The organism is Pseudomonas sp. S2_E02 (assembly GCF_054668355.1).
Window position 1 is genome coordinate 1,419,768 of sequence record NZ_CP162761.1, and the last position, 19,405, is coordinate 1,439,172.

The 19,405-nt window shown below is 59.6% G+C and carries 13 protein-coding genes; 5 read left to right on the forward strand and 8 right to left on the reverse strand.

The features are described 5' to 3' along the window. The first annotated feature begins 8 nt into the window (after positions 1-8). Positions 9-3,188 (forward strand): efflux RND transporter permease subunit, encoded by a 3,180-nt coding sequence (locus AB4O01_RS06255; RefSeq protein WP_099759239.1) that lies wholly within the window; start codon positions 9-11, stop codon positions 3,186-3,188. Then, positions 3,185-4,606: an efflux transporter outer membrane subunit gene (locus AB4O01_RS06260; RefSeq protein WP_460091023.1), complete on the forward strand. Its 1,422-nt coding sequence runs from the start codon at positions 3,185-3,187 to the stop codon at positions 4,604-4,606. The genes AB4O01_RS06255 and AB4O01_RS06260 overlap by 4 nt, the downstream gene beginning before the upstream one ends. 195 nt (positions 4,607-4,801) lie before the next feature. On the opposite strand, the gene AB4O01_RS06265 is transcribed toward AB4O01_RS06260, so the two are convergent. From AB4O01_RS06265 to AB4O01_RS06275, 3 genes are read right to left on the reverse strand one after another with little or no spacing between them, the layout of a single operon-like run. Then, a complete protein-coding gene (locus tag AB4O01_RS06265; protein WP_186621554.1) occupies positions 4,802-5,767 on the reverse strand; it encodes an HlyD family efflux transporter periplasmic adaptor subunit in 966 nt (321 codons plus the stop codon). 4 nt (positions 5,768-5,771) lie between these two features. Continuing rightward, on the reverse strand, positions 5,772-5,972 hold the full coding sequence (locus AB4O01_RS06270) for a DUF1656 domain-containing protein (protein ID WP_007914938.1): 201 nt from the start codon (positions 5,970-5,972) through the stop codon (positions 5,772-5,774). Beyond that, positions 5,962-8,097, reverse strand: coding sequence for an FUSC family protein (locus AB4O01_RS06275; protein ID WP_460091024.1), 2,136 nt, complete (start codon positions 8,095-8,097; stop codon positions 5,962-5,964). The genes AB4O01_RS06270 and AB4O01_RS06275 overlap by 11 nt, the downstream gene beginning before the upstream one ends. Positions 8,098-8,267: 170 nt before the next feature. Here AB4O01_RS06275 and AB4O01_RS06280 point away from each other — a divergent pair, with 170 nt between their 5' ends. The 3 genes from AB4O01_RS06280 (at position 8,268) to AB4O01_RS06290 (ending at position 12,624) form a co-directional block, all read left to right on the forward strand. After that, positions 8,268-9,323 (forward strand): tetratricopeptide repeat protein, encoded by a 1,056-nt coding sequence (locus AB4O01_RS06280; RefSeq protein WP_460091025.1) that lies wholly within the window; start codon positions 8,268-8,270, stop codon positions 9,321-9,323. Positions 9,324-9,454: 131 nt separating this feature from the next. After that, on the forward strand, positions 9,455-10,957 hold the full coding sequence (locus tag AB4O01_RS06285; protein WP_093431272.1) for an ATPase domain-containing protein: 1,503 nt from the start codon (positions 9,455-9,457) through the stop codon (positions 10,955-10,957). Continuing rightward, positions 10,954-12,624: an ATP-binding protein gene (locus tag AB4O01_RS06290; RefSeq protein ID WP_460091026.1), complete on the forward strand. Its 1,671-nt coding sequence runs from the start codon at positions 10,954-10,956 to the stop codon at positions 12,622-12,624. Before AB4O01_RS06285 ends, AB4O01_RS06290 begins: the two co-directional genes overlap by 4 nt. Before the next feature lie 115 nt (positions 12,625-12,739). Here AB4O01_RS06290 and AB4O01_RS06295 read toward each other — a convergent pair whose 3' ends face one another. Genes AB4O01_RS06295 through AB4O01_RS06315 form a run of 5 tightly spaced genes read right to left on the reverse strand, consistent with a single transcriptional unit; the run spans position 12,740 to position 19,284 of the window. After that, a complete protein-coding gene (locus AB4O01_RS06295; RefSeq protein ID WP_003225116.1) occupies positions 12,740-13,117 on the reverse strand; it encodes a response regulator in 378 nt (125 codons plus the stop codon). A gap of 44 nt (positions 13,118-13,161) precedes the next feature. Then, a complete protein-coding gene (locus AB4O01_RS06300) occupies positions 13,162-14,376 on the reverse strand; it encodes a hybrid sensor histidine kinase/response regulator (RefSeq protein ID WP_093431264.1) in 1,215 nt (404 codons plus the stop codon). Beyond that, a complete protein-coding gene (locus AB4O01_RS06305; protein WP_099759244.1) occupies positions 14,370-14,963 on the reverse strand; it encodes a chemotaxis protein CheB in 594 nt (197 codons plus the stop codon). The genes AB4O01_RS06300 and AB4O01_RS06305 overlap by 7 nt, the downstream gene beginning before the upstream one ends. Next, positions 14,960-15,793, reverse strand: a complete 834-nt coding sequence (locus AB4O01_RS06310) for a CheR family methyltransferase (protein ID WP_093431257.1) — start codon at positions 15,791-15,793, stop codon at positions 14,960-14,962. The genes AB4O01_RS06305 and AB4O01_RS06310 overlap by 4 nt, the downstream gene beginning before the upstream one ends. After that, on the reverse strand, positions 15,793-19,284 hold the full coding sequence (locus AB4O01_RS06315; protein ID WP_093431254.1) for a response regulator: 3,492 nt from the start codon (positions 19,282-19,284) through the stop codon (positions 15,793-15,795). The genes AB4O01_RS06310 and AB4O01_RS06315 overlap by 1 nt, the downstream gene beginning before the upstream one ends. Positions 19,285-19,405 lie beyond the last annotated feature (121 nt).

Consider the following 19,405-nt stretch of genomic DNA (forward strand, 5'->3'; position numbering starts at 1 on the left):
CAACTCCGATGAATTTTTCCCAATTCTTCATTTCACGGCCGATCTTCGCAGCGGTGCTGTCGCTGTTGATCCTGATCGCCGGTGCAATCTCGCTGTTCCAGCTACCGATCAGCGAATACCCGGAAGTCGTGCCGCCAACCGTGGTGGTACGTGCCAACTTCCCGGGCGCCAACCCTAAAGTCATCGGTGAAACCGTGGCCGCTCCGCTGGAGCAGGCCATCACCGGCGTCGAAAACATGCTGTACATGTCCTCGCAGTCGACCGCCGACGGCAAGATCACCCTGACCATCACCTTCGCCCTGGGCACTGACCTGGACAATGCGCAGGTGCAGGTGCAAAACCGGGTGACCCGCACCGAGCCGAAGCTTCCCGAGGAAGTGACGCGCATCGGTATCACCGTCGACAAAGCGTCGCCCGACCTGACCATGGTTGTGCACTTGACCTCCCCGGACAAGCGCTACGACATGCTCTACCTGTCCAACTACGCAATCCTCAACATCAAGGATGAGCTGGCTCGTCTGAACGGTGTCGGTGACGTGCAGCTGTTCGGTATGGGCGACTACTCGCTGCGTGTCTGGCTTGACCCGAACAAGACCGCTTCGCGCAATCTGACGGCGACTGATGTGGTCACCGCAATTCGTGAACAGAACCGTCAAGTCGCGGCCGGTCAACTCGGTGCACCCCCTGCCCCGAATGCTCAGAGCTTCCAGCTGTCGGTCAACACTCAGGGCCGACTGGTCAGCGAGGAAGAGTTCGAGAACATCATTATTCGCGCAGGCGACAACGGTGAAATCACTCGACTCAAAGACATCGCTCGCGTCGAGCTGGGCTCCAGCCAATACGCGCTGCGTTCGTTGCTGGACAACCAGCCGGCAGTGGCCATTCCGATCTTCCAGCGCCCAGGCTCCAATGCCATCGACATCTCGAACGAAGTTCGCGGCAAGATGGACGAGCTGAAGAAAAACTTCCCGCAAGGCATGGATTACAGCATCGTCTATGACCCGACGATCTTCGTGCGAGGCTCGATCGAGGCGGTGGTTCACACCCTCTTCGAAGCACTGATTCTCGTGGTGCTGGTGGTGATCCTGTTCCTGCAAACCTGGCGTGCCTCGATCATTCCGTTGGTTGCAGTGCCGGTGTCGTTGATCGGTACGTTTGCGGTGATGCACCTGTTCGGCTTCTCGCTCAACGCTTTGTCGCTGTTCGGTCTGGTACTGGCGATCGGTATCGTGGTGGACGACGCCATCGTGGTGGTGGAGAACGTCGAGCGCAATATCGAGCTCGGATTGAATCCGGTCGAAGCCACCAAGCGCGCCATGCGTGAAGTGACCGGCCCGATCGTTGCCACGGCTCTGGTGCTGTGTGCGGTGTTCATTCCGGCGGCGTTTATCTCCGGCCTCACCGGGCAGTTCTACAAGCAGTTCGCACTGACCATTGCAATCTCGACCGTGATCTCGGCGTTCAACTCGCTGACCCTGTCGCCAGCACTGGCCGCTGTGTTGCTGAAAAGCCATGACGCACCGAAAGACCGCTTCTCCAAAGTGCTCGACAAGATCTTCGGTGGCTGGTTGTTCCGTCCGTTCAACCGTTTCTTCGACCGTGCCAGCCATGGTTATGTCGGCACCGTGCGCCGGGTTATCCGTGGCAGCGGCATCGCCCTGCTGCTGTACGCAGGCTTGATGGTGCTGACCTTCTTCGGTTTCTCCAGCACCCCGACCGGTTTCGTACCCGGCCAGGACAAGCAATACCTGGTGGCTTTCGCGCAGTTGCCGGACGCTTCTAGCCTGGATCGCACCGAAGACGTGATCAAGCGCATGTCCGACCTGGCGCTGAAACAGCCAGGCGTGGAAAGCGCCGTAGCGTTCCCGGGCCTGTCGATCAACGGTTTCACCAACAGCCCGAACGCCGGCATCGTCTTCGTGACCCTGAAACCGTTCGACGAACGTAAAGATCCGAGCATGTCCGCCGGTGCAATTGCCGGAGCCTTGAACGGCCAGTACGCGAACATTCAAGAGGCGTACATGGCGATCTTCCCGCCACCGCCGGTACAAGGTCTGGGCACCATTGGTGGTTTCCGCCTGCAAATCGAAGACCGGGGCAACCTGGGCTACGACGAGCTGTACAAAGAGACCATGAACATCATCAACAAAAGCCACAGCGTGCCGGAACTGGCCGGGCTGTTCACCAGCTACACCGTGAACGTGCCTCAGGTCGATGCCGCCATCGACCGTGAAAAAGCCAAGACTCACGGCGTGGCCGTCAGCGACATCTTCGACACCCTGCAGATCTATCTGGGTTCGCTGTATGCCAACGACTTCAACCGCTTCGGGCGCACCTATCAGGTCAACGTTCAGGCCGAACAACAGTTCCGCCTCGAATCCGATCAGATCGGTCAGCTGAAAGTACGCAACAACAAAGGCGAAATGATCCCGCTGGCGACCTTCATCAAGGTCAGCGACACCTCGGGTCCGGATCGCGTGATGCACTACAACGGCTTCATCACTGCAGAAATCAACGGCGCGGCTGCCCCGGGCTACAGCTCCGGCCAGGCCGAGAAAGCCATCGAGAAACTGCTGAAGGATGAACTGCCAAACGGCATGACCTACGAGTGGACCGACCTGACTTACCAGCAGATCCTGTCCGGCAACACCGCGCTGTTCGTGTTCCCGCTCTGCGTACTGCTGGCGTTCCTGGTGCTCGCCGCTCAATACGAAAGCTGGAGCCTGCCACTGGCGGTGATCCTGATCGTACCGATGACCCTGCTGTCGGCCATCACCGGCGTGATCATCTCGGGCGGTGACAACAACATCTTCACCCAGATCGGCTTGATCGTACTGGTGGGACTTGCCTGTAAGAACGCGATTCTGATCGTCGAGTTCGCCAAGGACAAACAGGAAGAAGGCCTCGATCCGCTCGCGGCGGTACTCGAAGCCTGCCGTCTGCGTCTGCGGCCGATCCTGATGACCTCCTTCGCGTTCATCATGGGTGTGGTGCCACTGGTGTTCTCCAGCGGTGCAGGTGCCGAGATGCGTCACGCCATGGGTGTGGCGGTGTTCTCCGGCATGCTCGGGGTGACCTTCTTCGGTCTGTTGCTGACACCAGTGTTTTACGTACTGATCCGTAACTTTGTCGAACGCGGCGAAGCCCGCAAAGCGGCCAAAGCTCTGAAACTGGAGGCGCAACAATGAGTCTGAAAGTCTTCCTGCCGAGTCTGCTGGTGCTGGCCCTCAGTGCCTGCGCCGTCGGCCCCGACTACAAGACCCCAGCCACGGAGGCAGCCAATATCACGGCCGCCACCGACGGCGCCGCCGGGCAAAAGAACTTCGACCGTTCTAAATTCGAAGGCATCTGGTGGCAGCAATTCGACGATCCGACCCTCAACCAGTTGGTGACCCAATCACTGCAAGGCAACCGTGAACTGCGCGTGGCGTTCGCCCGCTGGAAAGCCGCCCGGGCGATCCGCGACGACGCCAGCAACGATGCGATGCCGACCATCACCAGCCGCGCCAGCAGTGATCTGGCCAAGGGGCAAATCCCTGGCCAGACCACCGACCGGGTCAATAGCGAACGCTATGACCTCGGTCTGGACATGGCCTGGGAGCTGGACCTGTTTGGCCGCATTCAGCGCAATCTGGAAGCCAGCGACGCCGACCAGCAAGCCGCCGAAGCCGATCTGTACCAACTGCAAGTCACCATGATTGCCGAACTGGTGGACGCTTATGGTCAACTGCGTGGTGCGCAACTGCGCGAAAAGATCGCCGTGGCCAACCTGAAAAACCAAGAAGAGTCGCGCAAGATCACCATCAGCCTGAGAGACGCCGGTGTCGGTGATCAGCTCGATGTCGAGCGCGCGGATGCGCGTCTGGCCAACGTTGAAGCCACCGTGCCGCAGTTGCAGGCGGAACAGGTTCGGCAGAAAAACCGAATCGCCACCCTGCTCGGTGAGCGTCCGGACAAGCTGACTGTCGACCTGAGTCCAAAACACTTGCCAGCGATTGCCAAGGCCTTGCCGATTGGTGATCCGGGCGAACTGCTGCAGCGTCGTCCGGACATTCTCAGCGCCGAACGCAAACTGGCTTCGGCCACGGCGCGTATCGGCGTGGCGAAAGCCGATCTGTTCCCACGGGTCAGCCTCAGCGGCTTCCTCGGCTGGACGGCCGGGCGTGGTTCGCAGATCGGTTCCTCGGCGGCCAACGCCTGGGCACTCGGCCCGAGCATTACGTGGGCAGCGTTCGACCTTGGCAGCGTGCGCGCCCGTTTGCGTGGCGCCGATGCTGATGCCGAAGGCGCATTGGCGACTTACGAGCAACAAGTGCTGCTGGCACTGGAAGAATCGGAAAACGCCTTCAGCGACTACGGCAAGCGTCAGCAACGCCTGATCTCGTTGATCCGTCAGAGTGAATCAAGCCGCAAGGCTGCTGACCTGGCTGAAATCCGCTATCGCGAAGGCACCACGGACTTCCTCGTACTGCTCGACGCTCAGCGTGAACGTCTGAACGCCGAAGACAGTCAGGCCCAGGCCGAAGTCGACCTGTATCGCGGCATCGTCGCGATCTACAAGGCCCTTGGCGGCGGCTGGCAACCGGAGACTGTCGCCAGCAAGTAATCGATTGTTAAAGAGCTCCTTTGGTTGGCCGCAACCAACCAATTTTTTTGCCCCGCGTATCATTCGGTCGCGGGGCTTTTTTTATTTTTGATCAATGAAATCTTGTGGCAGCGAGCCTGCTCGCGAATGCGGTGTGTCAGGCGACACCATCGGGGCTGATCCATTGCTTTCGCGAGCAGGCTCGCTCCCACAGGGTTAACGGTGTTCCTCAGATTGGGTGTTTTCCAGCACGGTGACGGTCGCTGTGGTGCCCGCACGCAGGCGATTTTTGCCGGCGTAGTCGCCATCGATTTCGATCCGTACGGGCACCCGTTGCGCCAGCTTCACCCAGGTGTAACTCGGGTTGATGTTGGCCAGCAGCCGACTGCCCGGTGCGTTTTCGCGGTCGGCAATGGCGAAGGCAATGCTTTGCACCGTGCCGCCGAACGTCTCCCCGCTCATCAATTGCACGCGTACCCGATCGCCCTCGCCGATTCGTGGCAGTTTGGTTTCTTCGAAATAACCACTGATGTAGAACGAGTCACTGTCGACCAGCGCCAACAAAGCACCGCCGCTCACCGCATAGTCACCCTCACGGGTCAGGAGGTTGGTCACGTAACCGCTGACTGGGGACTCGACGCGGGTGCGCTGCAGATCCAGTTCGGCCTGGGTCATTGCGGCAATCGCCAACTGCACGTTCGCCTCTGCGAGGCCGAGATTGGCTTGATTGCGCAGCAGATCCGCCTGGGCCACCGCCACATCGGTACTGGACTTCTCCCACTCCTCCCCGGAAATCGCAAAACCCTGCTTGAGCGTACGCCGCCGACGCTCTTCGCTTTGCCGCTGCTTGAGCAAGGCTTCACTGGCAACAATGGCCGCTTGCGACTGCCCCAGCGTTGCCTTCGCCACTTCCACCGAACGCCGCGAGTGCTCTACCGCCAGGCGGTAGCGCGCCGGGTCGATCTCCATCAACAGTTGCCCCTTCTGCACATGCTGGTTGTCCTGCACCGCCAGACTGACAATACGCCCCGACACATCCGCCGACAGCGTCACCACGTCTGCCCTGACCCGGGCATCGCGAGTCCATGGCGCGCGCGTGTAATGTTCCCAGGCAAACCAGCCGAGTACGATCGCCAGCAACACCACTGCCAATGTAATCAATCGCGTGAATAGCACTTTCAAGGCATCAGGCTCCCATCAGCAAAATCAGCGTGGCACACACACAGGCATACAAGGCGCCCTCGAACAGCGCCTCATGCCAGACCAGACGCAACACGCCCAGACGCCGCAATCCCCAGTCCAGCAGCATGAATATCGGGATGGCCAACAATAGCGCCTGAGCAATCGGTGGCAGATAGACACCGCCTATCTCGAAATCAATGGGCAAGGGCTGCTTCTCCTTCCGGAACAGAATGCTGGATAGCGTCACCGTGGCGCTGCAGGAATGACACCACGATCAGCAGGGCCACGCGCATACGAAACAGCGACCACACATGTTCATGGCTGGCGACGTGCAATTCATCCAGCTCGTCGCCCAATGTGTGTAGCGTGGCCAACAATGGCGCCAGTTGAACGTCCTGCCGCCCGGCGACAAAGCGCCCGGTCTTGCGCACGGCCGAAGCCAGACGCTGATTGAAAGCGTCCGTCAGCAATGCATTGTTGTGTGCCTGCTGCCTCAATTGATGCATCGCTACACCCAGAGCTACGCAAGCCAGGCTGATTTCATACAATTGCTGCGTGGGCCGGCTGTTCACCGCCGGCAGCAGGCCGAGCATGCTGGTCAGGCGATCGACCATGCGACTTTCAAAGGCAAACTGTTGCTCATCGGTCGCGGGCGTTTTGGTCAGCGCATACACCTGCTCGCGCGCTTCGTTATACAAACGGCGAAGGCGCCACGCCGGGCGAAACGGGAAAATCCACGCGTAAACGATCAGGGCAAGCATGGCCGCACTGACGTAGGCGCCGGCAAATTCGAACCATTGAATCGCGGTGTTCTGCCCGGTACCGACATTCTGCGGGCCAAGCATCAGGAAACTCGACAACCCCAGCCCCATGCCGATGCCTGCCGTCGCCGGGCTGGCCAGACCGATCGCGATCACATACAGCAGCGGCGCCAGCAACATTGCCAACAGCTCGAAATCACTGATCGCCGGCACCAGCATGAATTGGTAGAACGCCGAGACCACCAGCGCCAGCCCCAGGCCACGGGCGTAACTCTGCGCGGCCATCAGCGGACGCGGGAACGTCGCCATCAGCGAGCAGAGGATTCCGACCAGAATCATCCCGCCCCGCGCGCCGTCCCACGCGGTTTCGATCCAGATCAATCCGGCGACCAGCAGCGCGGTGAACGCACGGATCGCATTCATCGACGCCAGGGTGAAATCCAGATGCAGAGGGCTGACCTGACCGCGATAAAGACAACTGGCCTCGCGCCCTTCCTGAATCGCATCGCTCAGTTCAAGGATTTGCTCCAGTTGCTGCAATAGCCGCGCTTGTTCCCAGCGCAGCGCCCAGGCCAGCGAGCGCAAGGTGGCGCTCATGTCTTCAGTCAACTGCTCGGCCTGATACGCCAACGCCTCGAACTGTTGTTGCAGCTTGACGAAGTGCTGGCGTGCGGGTTCGGGCAGCGCTCGCCCCTGCTCCGCCAACTGATCGAGCAGCGCCAGCTCTTCGGCGCGCAAGCGCTGGATGTCCAGCGGCAGATCGCCTTCCCAGCGTTCGGTAAGCAGTTCGCGCTGATGACGTAATGCGGTCAACCGAGAGGTCAGCAGCATCAGTTGGTTGCCCAACAGCAGCACCAGATGGCTGGCGCTGCGCAAGCGCGGCGCATCGAAATACAAGTGCCGCCGCAGGCCTTCAAGGGCGCTGATCTCGCCGAGCAGTTGCATTTGCCGGCGCTGGAACTCCACTTCGCTTTCTTCCGTACGAAGCACGGCGGCGGCATGGCTGGCGGCCAGTTTGATCACCTGATCGACTTTGGCGAAATACCCCTTGGCCACCGCTTGCGGCCGCGCCGTCAGCAGACTGACCACACATACACACGCCACGGCCAGCAAGGTTTCCGTGACGCGGGTTACCGCCAACAGAAACGTGCCGTCCTGGTCGGGAATTGCCAATAGCGCCACGACCACAGCGGTGTAACCACTGAGCACAAACGCTTGCGAGCTGGTGTAGCGCAGCAACGTGCCGCCGGCCGTGCACAGCGCCAGCCACAGGGCCAGGGTGGTAATGAATGGCAGCGGGGCCTGGGGAAAGATCGCCATGATCACTACTGCCACCGCTGCCCCAAGCGTCGTGCCGATCACCTGGCCGAAACTGCGTGCCAGCGCCATCCCGGCCAACGGCTGGCTGACAATGACCACCGCCATGATCGACCACTTGGGCTGATCGAGATCGAACAGAAACGCCAGATACAGCGTCAGCAACCCCGCCGCAATGGTCCGCAGGGCAAACAGCAGGACGGCCTGACCAGGGTGAATCACGGCCTTGAAGTAATTGAACAGGGCTTGCATGGGCACACTCATCGAAGCGACTTCTGCAAGCGTAGACACTGCAACGAAAGACTGACGGGTAACTGAGTCGACGCAGTTTGTAGGGCGATTCGCATGCAAGAGTTTGACTCATGGCCGAAGCTGACCGAAGCTTGCCGCTCTGCTCAAGAACGCCTGTTTCGGAAACCTGCATGCCTCAGTCTCGCCGCTACTTGCTTATCAGCCTGGGCCCTGTGCTTGTCGTCATTGTCGCGTGGTTGTCCGTGCGCAGCACCGTGCCGGTCATACCCGATGCGATCAAACACGGCTATAGCGAGGCGTTGGATGCCGCGCGCAAGGGTCAACCGGGCGCGGCGCGTCAGTTGTATCAGCAACTGGGCCGTCCGGACATTTCGGTCAAGCGCCGCGTGTGGCTGCATGGCGAGCTGCCTAACTACCCGAGTCCACAGGCGTTGAAGCTGGCCGACACAGACCTGCAAAACGAATCCCCCGCCGTGCGGCTGGCGGCGATCAAAAGCGTGGTCGGACTGGTGCCGGGCGGGCAACGGAGCCTGTTGCTCGGGCCAATGCTCGAGGATGAGGATCAAACTGTTCGCTTCGCCGCGATCAACGCCCTGCTCGGCTTGACCCCGGATGAGCTGGGGCTGTATTTCGCGCCGCTGCAACAAGCGATCGACGGTTGGGAGCAAACGCTCAAGGCATTGCCGGAAAGCGCTGGCAACTACGCGCAACTGGCCCGACTGCATCTACACAACGCCGAACTCAAGGAGGCACAGGTCGCGCTTGAGAATACCCTGCGCTTGGATCCCGGCAATCTGCAGGCGCTGGTGATGCAGATCGATGTCCTCGATCGCCAGGGCCAAACCGATGCCGCCCGCCAATTGCTGGGCCAGCAACTCAAGGCACAACCTGACTCGGCTTATCTGCAACATGCCTTGGGCCTTTGGCTGTTGCACCACGATCAGCGCGAATACGCCCTGCTCGGTTTGTCCAAAGCCGTGGAGCTTGAGCCGGACAACAAGGATTATCGCTACGACCTCGCCACCACCCTGCACAGCGCCGAAGAACTGGAAGCGGCGCAGAAGCAGTTGCAGGAAATCGTCCAGCGCCACCCCGCCGACCGCAAGGCGCGGGTCTTGCTGATCAATTACTGGAAGGAAAGCGGACAACTGCAGAATGTGCAGATCCTGCTGGCGCAACTGGAGCAACTGAACCCGGATGATCCTGAGTTACAGCAAGGCCTCTGAAGTACTTTTGACCGCTCGTTGGACACATCCGGCAAGGAATTTCGGAACTGCCATCACGCCATAGGGTCAAGTTAATCAGGCCGCTCAATTAGTTGGCGGCCTCGCTTCCCTTAGTCATGAGAGGGCATTTTTTGTCTACTTCTAACGAGTTGATCAGTGCGAAAGCCGCTACCGGCATTGTGGGTCTGGATGACATCCTGGCCGGTGGTTTGTCTCGCGGTCATGTTTTTTTGCTGGAGGGTGAGCCCGGAACCGGCAAAACCACGGTCGCGTTGCATTTCCTCTTGGCCGGCGCGAAAGCCGGCGAACGCTCGTTGTACATCACGCTCTCGGAAACCGAGCGCGAACTGAGGCAAGGGGCGTCGTCGCACGGCTGGACGCTGGATGACAACATCAAGATCTTCGAGCTGACGCCCCCGGAAAGCCTGCTCAATGCTGAACACCAACAGAGCCTGCTGTATTCCTCCGACCTGGAACTGGGCGAAGCCACCAAGCAGATTTTCGAAGCGGTCGAACGCTTCAAGCCCACGCGTGTGGTGCTCGACAGCCTGTCGGAGATCCGCTTGCTGGCGCAGAGTTCGTTGCGTTATCGCCGCCAGATTCTGGCCATCAAGCATTACTTTGTGCGCTACAACGCCACGGTTCTGCTGCTTGACGACCTGACCACCGAATCCCTCGACAAAACCGTGCACAGCGTGGCCCACGGGGTGATTCGCCTCGAAGAGCTGACGCCTAACTACGGCGCCGAACGGCGACGCGTGCGAGTGGTCAAGTACCGAGGCCAGAAATATCGCGGCGGTTTCCACGACTTCACCATCATGGGCGACGGCGTGCACGTGTTCCCGCGTCTGGTGGCGGCTGAACACCGTGGCGACTATGCGCGCTTGCAACTGTCCAGTGGCATCCCGGAAATGGACGCCCTGCTCGGCGGCGGCATCGAGACCGGCTCCAGCACGCTGATTCTCGGCCCTGCCGGTACCGGTAAATCGCTGATCTCGATGATCTTCGCCGCCGCTGCCGTGCTCCGTGGCGAGAAAGCCGCACTGTTTATCTTCGATGAAGAACTGGGCCTGCTGTTCGAGCGCATGAAAAACATCGGCATCGACCTCAAGGCCTTGCAGGCGACCGGCAATCTGTTGATCGAACAGGTCGACGCCGCCGAACTGTCACCGGGCGAGTTTTCCCACCGCGTGCGGCGCTGCGTCGATGAAGGTCAAATCAAAACCGTGGTTATCGACAGCATCAACGGCTATCAGGCAGCAATGCCGGAAGAAAACGCGCTGGTGCTGCACATGCACGAACTGTTGCTGTACCTGAACCGCAAAGGCGCGGCGACGTTCATGACGGTTGCCCAGCATGGTCTGGTCGGCGACATGCAAGCGCCCGTCGACATTACTTATCTGGCTGACACGGTGATTCTGTTGCGCTACTTCGAAGCACTGGGCAAAGTCCGCCGCGCGATCTCGATCATCAAGAAACGCACCGGCAGCCACGAATCGACCATTCGTGAATACCGCATTTCCACGCAAGGCATGACCATCGGCGAACCGCTGGAAGCCTTTCAGGGTGTACTGCGCGGCGTCCCCACCTACCTCGGCGCGAGTAATCCGTTGTTGCAGGAAGAGCGCTTGTGACGGTCGAGGTTCCGCTGGCCGAACGGGCGCTGATTCTCGCGCCCGTGGGTCGCGACAGCCAGATTGCGCAGATGATCCTCAACGAGGCGGGTTACGGTGGAGTCGTCACTCCGAGTCTGAGTTCGTTGTGTACGGAACTGGAAATCGGTGCCGGTCTGTTGCTGGTCGCCGCTGAAGCGTTGCGCGGGCCGGAACAGGAAGCGCTGTTCCTTTATCTGCAAGAGCAACCTGCCTGGTCGGATCTGCCGATTGTGCTGTTGACCCATCACGGCGGTCAGGAACAAGGCCCCTCCTCACGCCTCAGCGATCTGCTGGGCAACGTGACGTTCCTTGAGCGACCGTTTCATCCGGCGACGCTGGTCAGTATGGTTTCCGCCGCATTGCGCGGCCGTCGACGACAATACGAAGCCCGCGACCGGCTGATCGATCTGAGTGAAAGCGAACGGCGCCTGCAATCGACCCTGGAAACCCTTGAGCAACAGGTCGAAGAGCGCACCGCGCAACTGCGCCACAACGAAGAAGCGCTGCGCCAATCGCAGAAAATGGAAGCGGTCGGCCAACTCACCGGTGGTATCGCCCACGACTTCAACAACATGCTCACTGGCATCATCGGCAGTCTTGAGTTGTTGCGTCGACGTCTGGCCCGTGGTCGCACCGATGACCTCGACAGCCTGATCGATCTGGGCGTGACTTCGGCCAACCGTGCCGCCGGTCTGACCCATCGCCTGTTGGCGTTTTCCCGTCGGCAGTCGCTCGATTCAAAAGCCGTGCAGATGAACACCCTGGTGCAGTCCATGGGCGAACTGCTGCAACGCAGCCTCAACGAAAGCATTCAACTGGACATGCGCCTCAACGACAATCTGTGGGTTGCGGAGGCGGACCCCAATCAACTGGAAAGCGCCCTGCTCAATCTGGTGATCAATGCCCGCGACGCTATGCCCGACGGCGGCAAACTGGTGGTCGAGACCAGCAACCAGGTGCTCAAGCGCGAATTCACCGAGGCCTACAACAACCTCGAACCCGGTGATTACGTGATGCTCAGCGTCACCGACAACGGCAGTGGCATGCCACAAAGTGTCATCAACCGTGCGTTCGACCCTTTTTTCACCACCAAACCGATCGGCCAGGGCACGGGACTGGGCCTGTCGATGATCTACGGTTTCAGCAAGCAGTCACGCGGCCATGTCTCGATCGACAGCGAGATCGATGAAGGCACCACGGTCAGGCTGTACTTGCCGCGCTTTCGCGGCGAAGAACTGGCCAGCCCCGTCGCCGATATTCCGCAATTGCCGGATGCGCTTGACGGCGAAACCGTGCTGATCGTCGAAGACGACCCGGCCGTGCGCGTGCTGGTTTGCGCAGTGCTCGGTGAATTGGGTTATGCCTTCGTCGAGGCCTGGGATGCTGACAGCGCGGTGCCGATTCTGAATTCGACGCAGCGCATCGATCTGCTGATCAGTGATGTCGGCCTGCCGGGCATGAACGGTCGGCAACTGGCGGAGGTTGGTCGACAATATCGGCCAGGTCTGAAGGTCCTGTTCATCACCGGATACGCCGAGCACGCGGCGGTGCGTGGCGGGTTCCTCGATTCGGGGATGCAGATGATCACCAAACCGTTCACTTTCGACCTGTTGACCGCCAAAGTGCGGGAGATGATCAAAAGCTGATAATACTGAAACTGCAGGAGCTGCCGCAGGCTGCGATCTTTTGATGTTGATCGTTAAAAAAGATCAAAAGATCGTCCGATCGCGGCCCGAGCCTGCGGCAGCTCCTACACAGATATCAGGCGAGCAATTCCTGAATCTTTTCCTGCAACACATCCAGGTCGAACGGCTTTTCCAGGATCGGCGCCTTGCGCGTGATCGGGCTGCCGGTTTCGCGGATTTCCTGCGGATAACCGCTGATGAAAATCACTTTAAGGTCCGGGCGCAGCTTGACGGCCGGCTCGGCGATCTGCACACCGGAGATCCCGCCGGGCAAGCGGAAATCGGTGATCAACATGTCCAGATGTGGCTTGCTCGCAAGAATTTCGAACGCCTGCTCGCCGTTTTCGGCCTGCAACACGCGATACCCCTGCCCTGACAGGTAATCCGTCAGGACCATCAAGATAACCGGTTCGTCCTCGACGACGAGTACTACATCTTGTGCATCTACGCTCATGGGAAGCCTTTGTTCGGTCAATAGCTGCTGATACGACCGTGTGGTCACTCAGAGGTTGCGTCGGATTTGCCGTTTTCCTGGATTGGCAGACAAACGCGAAACAGGGCGCCTTCGTTGATTTCACTCTCGACGACGATGGAGCCGCCATGGGCGGCGACGATCTGCTCGGAAATGAACAGACCCAGCCCGAGCCCGGCCACTACCGTCTTGGCGGAAACCCGTTCGAACTGTTGAAAAATACGCTTCTGGTTGTCCTGGCTGATGCCGATGCCACGGTCCTGCACCTCGATCCGCGCTTCATCACCTTCACAGTAAACCCGCACCTGGATCGGGCTGCGACCGCCGTAACGCAGAGCGTTAGTCAGTAGATTGGTGACTACCTGCTCGATGCGGAACTCGTCCCAATGACCTTCCACCGGTACTGGCGCGGTAAACGACACTTCGGTTTCAGCGGCTTCGATCTGTTGCGCAAAGTTTTGCAGCAGGTTGCTGACCAGTTGCACCAGATCGAAACGACTCGGTCGGATCGACAATTTGCCGGTGCGAATGCGCGACACGTCGAGCATGTCTTCGATCAGGCGGATCAGGCTTTTGATCTGCCGTTCATCGCGGTCGACCATGGCGTGCATCTTGTCGAGGGTGAACGCCGCAGCGTTGTCCCGAGCCAAGTGCATCTTGCGCAACTGGGTTTCGAGGATCAGGCCGTTGAGCGGCGTCCGCACTTCGTGGGCAACGATCGACATGAAGTCATCACGCATGCGCACGGCCTGCTCCAGCTCCAGCTGGGTGTTCTGCAGTTTTTGCAGCAGCGCTTCCTGCTCGCGACGGGCCTGCTCCAGGGCTTCAAGCTGTTGCTTGAGCGCTTTGCTCTGGCGGTACAGATCGACGAAGACATTGACCTTGCTTTTGACCGCATGGATATCCAGCGGTTTGTGCAGAAAGTCCACCGCCCCGCTCTCGTAACCCTTGAACGCATAATTCAGTTCACGGCCGGCGGCGCTGACGAAAATGATCGGGATATTCTTGGTTTTCTCGGTACCACGCATCAACTCGGCGAGTTCGAAGCCATTCATGCCCGGCATCTGCACGTCGAGGATGGCCATGGCGAACTCATGTTGCAGCAACAACGACAGCGCTTCATCCGCCGATAGCGCTTTATAGACGGTACGGTCTTCGCGCTTGATCAGCGCTTCGAGCGCCAGCAGGTTCTCCGGCAGATCGTCGACGATCAGCAGTTTGGCTTGGATATTACTCAGCATGCGATTCGTTCCAGCTCGACAAGCAGACGGCCGATGCCGTGAATGGGTAGGACATGATCCGGCTGCTGAATCTTCAGTGCAGCCAAGGGCATGGTGGCGACTTGCGCGTCTTCGGGGTCCTGGACGATGGTCAAACCGCCGCAACGCTTGACCTCGGCCAACCCGCGCGCGCCATCGTGATTGGCGCCGGTCAGCAGTACAGCGGCCAGGGAGGAACCGTAGGCGTCGGCGGCCGACTCAAACAGATAGTCGATCGATGGCCGTGAATAATGCACGCGCTCTTCCAGGCTCAACGAGAGGCTGCGATCCTGCTCCACCGACAGGTGATAACCCGGCGTGGCGAAATACACGTTGCCGGCAACGATGTCCTGTTTGTCGGCAGCCTCGTGCACTGGCATCTCCACACGCCGGGAGAAGACCTCGGCCAATTGGCTGCGGCGCTCTTCGGGCAGGTGCAGGACCACAATGATCGGCAACCTGTAGCCTCGGCGCAGCGGTCCGAGCAGGCTCAGCAGCGCCTCGACGCCACCGGCGGAAGCTCCGACCACTATTGCCTCGACGCGAGGTAAATCCACAGCCTCGTTCATGTTTTACGGTAGATCCGTTCTTGTTTGACCAGCGCTTCGAACTGATTCGCGTAACCGGAGAAATCCAGCGTTTCCTTGCTGCCCAGCACCAGAAATCCGCGGTGGCACAGCGATTCATGAAACAGACCAAAGGCGCGGTCCTGAAGTTTCTTGTTGAAGTAAATCAGTACGTTGCGACAGGAAATCAATTGAGTTTCTGAAAACACGCTGTCCGTCGCCAGACTGTGGTCGGCGAAGGTCACGTTCTCACACAGGCTCTTGTCGAAAATCGCGTAACCGTACGCTGCAGTGTAGTAGTCGGCAAACGAGCGCTGGCCACCGGCCTGCTGATAGTTGGCCGTGTACGCACGAACATTCTCCATCGAGAAAATCCCCTGCTTGGCCTTGTCCAGCGAGCGCGGGTTGATATCGGTGGCATAGATGATCGTGCGATCGAGCAGGCCTTCTTCGCGCAACAGAATCGCCATCGAATAGACCTCCTCGCCGGTGCTGCACCCGGCGATCCAGATCTTGATCGACGGATAAGTGCGCAACAGCGGCACCACTTCCCGCCGAATCGCGAGGAAGTGCGAAGGGTCACGAAACATCTCGCTGACCGGAATCGTCAGCAATTGCAGCAACTGCATGAACGCTGTCGGGTCATGCAGAACCTTTTCCTGCAATGCCGAAATGGTCGCGCACTCGAACTGGCTCAGCGCGTGCTGCACCCGGCGCTTGATCGAAGCGCCGGAGTAATCGCGAAAATCGTAGCTGTACTTGAGGTAGATCGCCTCAATCAACAAGCGCAGTTCGATTTCACTGTTTCGTTCGGCTGGCGTACTGCGTTCCACTAAATGCGTTCCATTTTTGGTAACCACACGCGAATCAGCGAGAACAGGCGATCCAGGTCGATAGGCTTGGCCAGGTAATCATTGGCGCCCGCCTGCAGGCAGCGCTCCTGATCGTCTTTCATGGCCTTGGCCGTCACCGCGATGATCGGCAGTTTGCGCCAGCGCGGATCCTTGCGGATTTCAATGGTGGCTTCAAAACCATCCATTTCCGGCATCATCACGTCCATCAACACCAAATCGATGTCCTCGACTTCATTGAGTCTTTCAATCGCTTCCCGGCCGTTACGGCCGATGACCACGACTGCGCCTTTGGTCTCCAGAGCGCTGGTGAGGGCGAAAATGTTGCGCACATCGTCGTCCACCAACAGCACTTTGCGACCCTCGAAGACCTTGTCGCGGCTGCGCGCGGTCTTGAGCATCTTCTGCCGTTCATGGGACAACTGCGATTCGACTTTGTGCAGAAAGAGTGTGACCTCGTCCAGCAAGCGCTCTGGCGAACGTGCGCCCTTGATGATGATCGAGCGCGAGTACTTGCGCAGTTCGGCCTCTTCATCGCGAGTCAGGTTGCGCCCTGTGTAGACGATAACCGGCGGGAACGAGCAGATGTCCTCGGTGGACATGCGCTTGAGCAGATCATTGCCGAGCATGTCCGGTAACTTCAGGTCGATGACCATGCAGTCGTAGATCGTGGTGCGCAGCAGCTCCAGCGCGTCCTGCGCGAGGCCGACGGCGGTGATTTCGATGTCTTCGTCGCCGATCAGACGGGCAATGCTTTCGCGCTGCAAATCGTCGTCCTCGACCAACAGCACGCGTTTGACCTTTTGGGTCAGCTTGGCTTCGAGACGGGCGAACACGTCCTTGAGCTCTTCGCGGGTGGTCGGTTTGACCGCATAGCCGATCGCGCCCATGTGCATTGCCGCTTCGACACGGTCCTCGACGGAAATCACATGCACCGGGATGTGCCGGGTTCCAGCGTGTTCCTTCAGGCGTTGCAGCACGGTGAGGCCGGAGTGATCCGGCAGGCGCATGTCGAGCAGGATCGCGTCCGGCACGAACTCTTTGGCGAGGTCGTAACCTTCGTCCGCGCCATGGGCCACTAGGCACTGATAGCCCAGTTCATGCGCCAGATCGTAGAGGATGTGCGCAAAGTTCGGCTCGTCTTCCACTACCAGAATGCAGCGCGTGGCGAATGGCGCCTTGTTGCGGTCATCGGCGAAGCGCGGAATATGCACCGGCGCCAACGGCGAAACAACCGGCGCCAGTGGCGCGCTGGCCACCGCCGCTGGCGGGGTAAAGGTCAACGGTGCGAACGCAACTTCATTGGCCTCGTTGAACTGCTGCGGCAGCAGCAACGTGAACACACTGCCCTGCCCCGGTGTGCTGCTGACGCTGATCGAACCGCCAAGCAAGGTCGCCAGATCCCGCGAAATCGACAGGCCCAGACCGGTGCCGCCGTACTTGCGGTTGGTGGTGCCGTCGGCCTGGCGGAAGGCTTCGAAAATGCTCTCCTGCTGGTCGGCAGCGATGCCGATACCCGAATCGCGCACGATGAACGCGACCCGATCATCCGGCTGGCCGGCGATGGTCAGGCTGACCGCGCCCTTCTCGGTGAACTTCACGGCGTTGGACAGCAGGTTCTTGATCACCTGCTCCAGCCGCTGACGGTCGGTGTAGAGCATGCCCGGTGCGCCAGGTTGCACATCGACGCTGAAGGTCAGCTGTTTGTCCGCCGCCAAAGGTTCGAACACGCTGCGCAGGCCATCGGCCAGACGCGCCACGCTGGTGTTCTCCGGAATCACTTCGAGCTTGCCCGCCTCGACCTTGGAGATGTCCAGAATGTCGTTGATCAGGTTGAGCAGATCGTTGCCGGCGGAGTAGATCGACTCGGCAAACTTGACCTGTTCGGCGCTGAGGTTGTCCTGTGGGTTCTCCGCGAGCAACTTGGCCAGAATCAACGAACTGTTCAGCGGCGTGCGCAGTTCGTGGGACATGTTGGCAAGGAATTCGGACTTGTACTTGCTCGAGCGTTGAAGCTCTTCGGCGCGCTCTTCGAGTTGTACCTGAGCCTGATTGAGTTCGGTGTTTTTCAGATCCATGGCGTCGCGTTGCTCGGCCAGCGTCTGCGCCTGTTCGGCAAGTTGCTCGTTGGTCTGTTCCAGTTCGACTTGCTGGGTTTCCAGATGCGCCTGGGATTCCTTGAGAATCCGCGACTGCTCTTCCAGTTCTTCGTTGGCGGTTTTCAACTCTTCCTGCTGCACCTGCAACTCTTCGTTGAGTTGCTGGGTTTCCGCCAGCACTTCCTGCAAACGCTGACGGTAGCGCGCGGCTTCGATGGAGGTGCCGATATTGCCGGCAATCAGTTCCAGCAGTTCGATATCGCGATCCGAGAGCGGACGCAGGAAACCCAGTTCGATCACGCCATTGACGCGGTCGTCATCGCTGGTCGGCACCACCAGCACACTGTGCGGCAAGCCCTCGCCCAGCCCGGAGCTGACTTTGAAGTAGTCCGACGGTACCGAATCCAGACGGATCAACCGCGCCTGCTGCGCCACTTGGCCAACAATGCCTTCGCCGCTGTAGATCGATTGGTCTTGCTCTTCCTGCTCGCGGGAGAAACCGTAAGTGGCCACACGCTTGAGGCCGCCGTGTTCTTCACGCACATACAGTGCGGCCACGGCGGTGCCCAGATATTGCGCGCAGAATTGCAGAATATTGCGCCCCAGCAAATTCAGCGTCAGTTGCCCCAGCACCTGCTCGGCCAGTTCGGTCTGACCATTGCGCAACCACGCCTGCTGCTCCAGACGTTCGGCACTGGCTTGTTGAGCGGCAAGGTTGGCGCTGTAGTTGGTCGACAGATTGACCAGATCACGCCGGCCGATATAGGCCAGCAAGCCACTGATACCGGCAATGAACACCAGATAGAGGCTGATGCTCCAGATCGTGGTGCGGCGCACGTCTTCGTTACGCGTGGTGCGCAGGACCTGTTCGGTCTCGATGACGTCTTCGAATTGCTTGCGGATCTCGTCCGTCAGGCGTTTGCCGCGGCCGGCCTTGACCGCGCCCCGGTAATCGCCGCTGGAGCGCTGCAGATCGATCATCGACTGGGCGTAATTGGACCACTCAACCTGCAAAGCTTGCAGACGGCGCAGACGATCGGTTTGCACCGGGTTGTCGGCAGTCAATTCGAGCAAGGTATTGAGCGCCACCGCGATGCGCGGCTTGGCCGTTTCGTACGGATCGAGGAAATGCTCGTCGCCGCTGAGCAGGAAACCACGCATGCCGGTTTCAAGGTCCACGGTCAGCTTCACCGCTTCGTTGGCGTTATTGATCACCCGGTCGGTGTGCTCCACCCACTGGATTACCGACAGCAGATAAGTGATCAGCGACACGAAGAACACGGCACTGAGCACACCGACGCCCAAAGGCAGACTGATGTTGCGACTCAGGAGTTTGCGAAACCGTTGCTCATCAACCGTAGACGGAGAGGACATGGGGCAGCCTTGTCGAACTGTTGAAAAACCGGCAGTTTGCCCCAAAACGACGGCGTGGATCCATTTTTCTCACACGTTTCGCCGCAAATTCCTACATGCACCAGCACCTTTACAGCCTTGA